We start from the raw sequence: 4,794 nt of genomic DNA, 5'->3' as shown, positions 1-4,794 counted from the left end.
TGCGACTGCACGCTGTAACTGTGCGACTGCACGCTGTAACTGTGCGACTGCACGCTGTAACTGTGCGACTGCACGCTGTAACTGTGCGACTGCACGCTGTGACCGGTGGCGACGAATGACGGTGTGTCCGCCGTCGACGCCTGCCCTGGCCTGCGCTGTGGGCGAGATCGTTCGCCGTCCGACATGATGGAGGTGTGTCAGACATTCCTCGCCGTAGCTCAGCCAGAACCGCCAAGCTCGCTCGTATTCCGATTGGCATTGCCGGGCGGGCTGCTGTCGGGTTCGGCAGAAAGTTGGCCGGCGGCAATCGAGCCGAGATCGATTCGGATCTTGCGGCCAAGGCCGCCGAGCAACTGTTCTCGGTTCTCGGTGAACTCAAGGGCGGCGCAATGAAATTCGGGCAGGCGTTGTCTGTCATGGAAGCCGCGGTGCCCGAGGAGTTCGCCGAGCCGTACCGTGAGGCCCTCACCAAACTGCAGGCAGGCGCTCCCCCGCTGCCAGCGGACAAGGTGCATCGCGTGCTCGACCGACAGCTCGGTACGGCGTGGCGCACTCGTTTCACCTCGTTCGACGACACTCCTGTGGCGTCGGCGAGTATCGGTCAGGTACACCGTGCGGTGTGGTCGGATGGCCGAAATGTTGCCGTCAAGGTTCAGTATCCGGGCGCCGACGATGCGTTGCGCGCGGACCTCAAAACGATGTCTCGCTTCGCCAACACCTTCAGTGCCGTGTTCACCGGCGCCGACGTGAAGCCGGTCTTGGACGAGTTGATTGCACGCACCGAAGACGAGCTGGATTACCGCATCGAGGCCACCAGCCAGCGTGCGTTCGCCGAGGCCTTTGCCGACGACCCGCAATTTCTCGTACCCCGCGTCGTCGCGAGTGCACCGAAGGTGCTGGTCACCGAATGGATGACGGGTACGCCGTTGTCGTCGATCATCGCGAAGGGCAGTCCCGAGCAGCGCAACGCTGCCGGCGAGCTCCTCGTACTGTTCGCCTTCGCGGCACCCGCACGAGCAGGTTTTCTGCACGCCGACCCGCACCCGGGCAACTTTATGGTGTTGCCGGACGGGCGCCTCGGCGTCATCGATTTCGGCGCGACGGCACCCATGCCGAAGGGCCTGCCTCCCGTGCTGGGCCGCATGGTGAGGTTGGCGAGGGAAGAGCGGTTCGACGAATTGGTCGCGCTGTGCACCGAAAACGGGTTCGTCATTCCAGGGAGGACCGTCACAGCCGAGGAAATCTCGGACTATCTACGTCCGTTCACCGACCCCATTCGAACCGATTCGTTTCATTTCACGCGCGCGTGGCTGCAGAAGGCAGCAGGCACGGCTACCGAATTCGACAGTGCGCAGTTCCGCACTGTACGTGCGTTGAACATGCCCGCCGAATACATCATGATATTTCGCGTTCTCGGTGGGCTCGTGGGTATCTGCGCTCAGCTCGACGCTTATGCGCCGTACATGGCGATACTGACGGAATGGATGCCGGGCTTCACGGACGAGGTCTGATCGACCTCGTCCGTGTAGCCGGCATCGTGTCTTTTCTCATGCAACGCGCGGGTGCTTGCGCGGCCGGCCCCGTGGTCGCTTGCGTGCAATGACGACACCCTGATCGAGTATTTCGCCACCCCATACACCCCACGGCTCGGCGCGGTCGAGAGCCGCACTGAGGCACGTCGCACGGATGGGGCACTGTGCACAGAGCGCCTTGGCGCGTTCCAGTTCGACTGGACTGTCGGCGAACCAGAGATCGGGATCCGCTGCCCGACAGGGTACTTCGAATCCGGCGTTCTCGACGGCTCCGATCCGTACGTCCATGGACGGCGCAGCCGCGTCGGCGAGTTCGGTCGGGGTTTCGTATCGGCATGTCGTCCGGATCGTGGCGGTTGACACGTCGGTCTCCTCTACTTTTCGTACGGCGTGTTTACGGTTGAAAGAGATTCTGCGAACCATGTGAGCCGGACGTTCGAACCCGAGGGAACTCATCGAACGAAAAAGGCCACGGTCCGCGTGTGCGGTTCCGTGGCCTGGGGGGCGAGTCGAATCTCTATCGAGATTTCTCTCGATGTCGATCTTCGACCACGGACAACGCGCGTGCGCGACGATGACGTGCTGCGACGGTTGCGGGCTTCGCCGAACCGGCCGTCCACGCTGCTGCGGCGGACTCGACGGCACCTGCGGCGCCGACCTTGCCTGCACGCGGGGCGGCAAAGACACCGGCAGCAGAGGCGACTGCAATACCTGTGCCCGACAGAGCCGCTTCGGTACCTGCATACGCACGAGCCACCTGTGGCGACGGAGCCAGAGCGGTGGAACGACGAACGATGCGAGTGCCCTCACTGCCGACCATGCCGATGCACGTCATCGAGACGTGTGCCGCAGCAGCATTGAGAAGTTGATTCTTCATCGTTCTCCACCTCCTGTTCCGTATCCGAAGCTGTACACATACTTGCCGCTCGCGGTTGCCCGTGAGCGGTGAAAACAGACTAAACCCCACGATCTACACTCCACAAGTTATTTTCTACCTGGGAGTTTGTCTGCCGACGTTGCCCCTATTCGTCGCGTCGAGCACTGTTTCCGGATCTCCTACGAACTCGACGCGTCGCGCACGACCGTCAACACATCCTCACCGAAGCGCTCGAGTTTCTTGGCCCCGATACCCGGAATGGCGACGAGCCCGCGGTCGTCCTGTGGCTGCTGTTCCGCGATCGCCGTCAGCGTGGTGTCGCTGAACACGACGTACGCAGGAACTTTCAACTCGCGAGACTTCTCGAGCCGCCACGATTTGAGTGCCTCCAACAGCTCTACGTCGACATCCGTCGGATGGCTCTCGCAACGTCCGAGCATCGTGGCCGCGGTACCTATCAGCGGCTTGCTGCACAGTCGACACTTCGGGCCGGACTTCTTGGTCGTCGGCGCCGCTATGCGTGATGCGGGCGAATCCTCGGGCACCAGGCCGACCAGAAACCGGGAGCGGCGACGCGATTTGCGGCCACCCTCGTTGCGCGCGAGCGCCCACGACAGGTGCAGGTGCTCCCGGGCACGTGTGACGCCGACATACAGCAGCCGGCGCTCCTCCTCGATCGCGGCGTCGTTGTTCGCCGACGGGTCGTTACCGAGCGCGTGAGAAATCGGGAGTGTGCCGTCGGCCAGGCCGACGATGAACACTGCATCCCATTCGAGACCCTTGGCGGCGTGCAGCGACGCCAAGGTGACGCCCTGAACCACAGGGGGGTGCCGGGCCTCGGCACGTGCGGCCAACTCACCGAGAAGCCTGCCGAGATCGAGCTCGGGGTCCTGAAGCAGTAGTTCTTCGGCCACCTGAACGAGCCCACCCAGCGAGGCCCATTTCTCGCGCGCCTGCGCGCCGGAGGGCTCGGTCGCAGTCAGCCCCAGGGGCGCGAGAACAGCACGAACCAGCGATGGCAGCCCATCACCCTGCTTGGACTCATCGGGTAGGTCGTCTCGGCCGGAAGCCGTCCGTAGAGCCGAAATGCCCTGTCGCACTTCGGGTCTGTTGAAGAATCCTTCTCCGCCTCGTACCTGGTACGGGATTTGCATCTCGGTCAGCGCCTGCTCGTGCACCTCCGATTGCGCGTTGATTCGGTAAAGCACGGCAATTTCCGAGGGAGCGACCCCCTTGCCGATCAGCCGCTTGATCGCCCGGGCCACGCCGTCCGCTTCGGCCGGTTCGTCGTCGTACTCGAAGAACTCCGGCTCCGGTCCAGGTGCGCGCTGGCCGATCAGCTGCAGACGCGTTCCCGCGATCCGACCCCGCGCTGCGCCGATGACCCGGTTGGCCAAGGACACCACCTCCGGTGTCGACCGGTAGTCCCTTTCGAGCCGCACCACGGTGGCGTCCGGGTACCGCCTCGAAAAATCGAGAAGGTACTGCGGCGTCGCACCGGTGAACGAATAGATGGTCTGATTGGCGTCGCCGACGACGGTGAGGTCGTCCCGCTCGCCCAGCCAGGCGTCGAGCACTCTCTGCTGCAGCGGCGTGACGTCCTGGTATTCGTCGACGACGAAGCATCGGTAGCGTTCACGGAACTCGTCGGCCACGGACGAGTGCTCCTCCAAGGCAGCAGCGGTATGCAGCAGAAGGTCGTCGAAGTCGAGCAGCATGCCATCGCCACCGTGCGACTTGAGGTCCTCGTACCCGGCGTAGACCGACGCGACCTTCGCAGCGTCCATCGGCACCTCCCGACGTAGCCGAGCGGTGACGGCCGGGTAATCCTCGGGAGCGACGAGCGAGCCCTTGGCCCATTCGATCTCACCTGCGAGGTCACGCACCGAATCGGTGGACGTGGACACGCCCGAGCGATGCGCTGCTTGGCTCACCAGCGCGAACTTGCGGTCGAGCAACTGCCAGCTCGTGTCTCCCACGACCTGCGGCCAGAAGTACTTGAGCTGGCGCAGCGCTGCGGCGTGAAAGGTTCGGGCTTGCACGGGCGGACCCTCGCCGCCGACGCCCAATTCACGCAAGCGTCCCCGCATCTCACCTGCCGCGCGGGCGGTGAACGTGACCGCCAGTACTTGACCGGCCGACACGTGCCCGGCAGAAACCAGATGCGCGATACGCCTGGTGATCGTGCGCGTCTTGCCCGTTCCAGCGCCTGCCAACACGCACACCGGGCCGCGCGGCGCGGAGACCGCAGCCGACTGTTCGGGATCCAACCCGGTGATAATCGAATCCACAGACATGGCCACCATCATGTCAGCACGGTCCGACACGACCCGACCGCGCCCGCGGGCCCATTTGTCAAAGCCCAATTCCGGACAACCCCATTTC

5 protein-coding genes are annotated in these 4,794 nt (G+C 64.0%); 1 reads left to right on the top strand and 4 read right to left on the bottom strand.

Annotated features, from left to right (window positions below):
- A partial coding sequence (locus WBQ44_RS20695) for a hypothetical protein (RefSeq protein WP_495568541.1) occupies positions 1 to 185 on the bottom strand: 185 nt, incomplete at its 3' end.
- A 9-nt stretch (positions 186 to 194) separates the two neighbouring features.
- Between WBQ44_RS20695 and WBQ44_RS20690 the strand changes: the two genes are divergently transcribed.
- The gene (locus WBQ44_RS20690; RefSeq protein WP_495568540.1) at positions 195 to 1,511 is read left to right on the top strand and encodes an ABC1 kinase family protein; all 1,317 of its coding nucleotides are present in this window, start codon (positions 195 to 197) and stop codon (positions 1,509 to 1,511) included.
- A 36-nt stretch (positions 1,512 to 1,547) separates the two neighbouring features.
- Here the strand turns inward: WBQ44_RS20690 and WBQ44_RS20685 are convergent, their stop codons facing one another.
- The 3 genes from WBQ44_RS20685 to WBQ44_RS20675 form a co-directional block, all read right to left on the bottom strand.
- A complete protein-coding gene (locus WBQ44_RS20685; protein WP_495568543.1) occupies positions 1,548 to 1,820 on the bottom strand; it encodes a WhiB family transcriptional regulator in 273 nt (90 codons plus the stop codon).
- Positions 1,821 to 2,049: 229 nt separating this feature from the next.
- Positions 2,050 to 2,409: a hypothetical protein gene (locus WBQ44_RS20680; RefSeq protein WP_495568539.1), complete on the bottom strand. Its 360-nt coding sequence runs from the start codon at positions 2,407 to 2,409 to the stop codon at positions 2,050 to 2,052.
- Between the two features lie 179 nt (positions 2,410 to 2,588).
- Positions 2,589 to 4,718 carry an ATP-dependent DNA helicase UvrD2 gene (locus WBQ44_RS20675; RefSeq protein WP_495568542.1) on the bottom strand — a complete coding sequence of 710 codons (2,130 nt, stop codon included), beginning with the start codon at positions 4,716 to 4,718 and terminating at the stop codon, positions 2,589 to 2,591.
- Positions 4,719 to 4,794 lie beyond the last annotated feature (76 nt).

Origin of the sequence: Rhodococcus sp. (in: high G+C Gram-positive bacteria) (genome assembly GCF_049591685.1) — a bacterium.
GTDB lineage: Bacteria > Actinomycetota > Actinomycetes > Mycobacteriales > Mycobacteriaceae > Rhodococcoides.
The sequence above is the reverse complement of the archived record's forward strand: the minus strand, read 5'-3'. Positions and strand labels throughout refer to the sequence as shown.

What these genes read in the sequence shown, in the direction of transcription:
- WBQ44_RS20680 (WP_495568539.1), bottom strand. Translation starts at nt 2,409, where the DNA reads ATGAAGAATCAACTTCTCAATGCTGCTGCGGCACACGTCTCGATGACG.
- WBQ44_RS20685 (WP_495568543.1), bottom strand. Translation starts at nt 1,820, where the DNA reads ATGGACGTACGGATCGGAGCCGTCGAGAACGCCGGATTCGAAGTACCC.
- WBQ44_RS20675 (WP_495568542.1), bottom strand. Translation starts at nt 4,718, where the DNA reads ATGATGGTGGCCATGTCTGTGGATTCGATTATCACCGGGTTGGATCCC.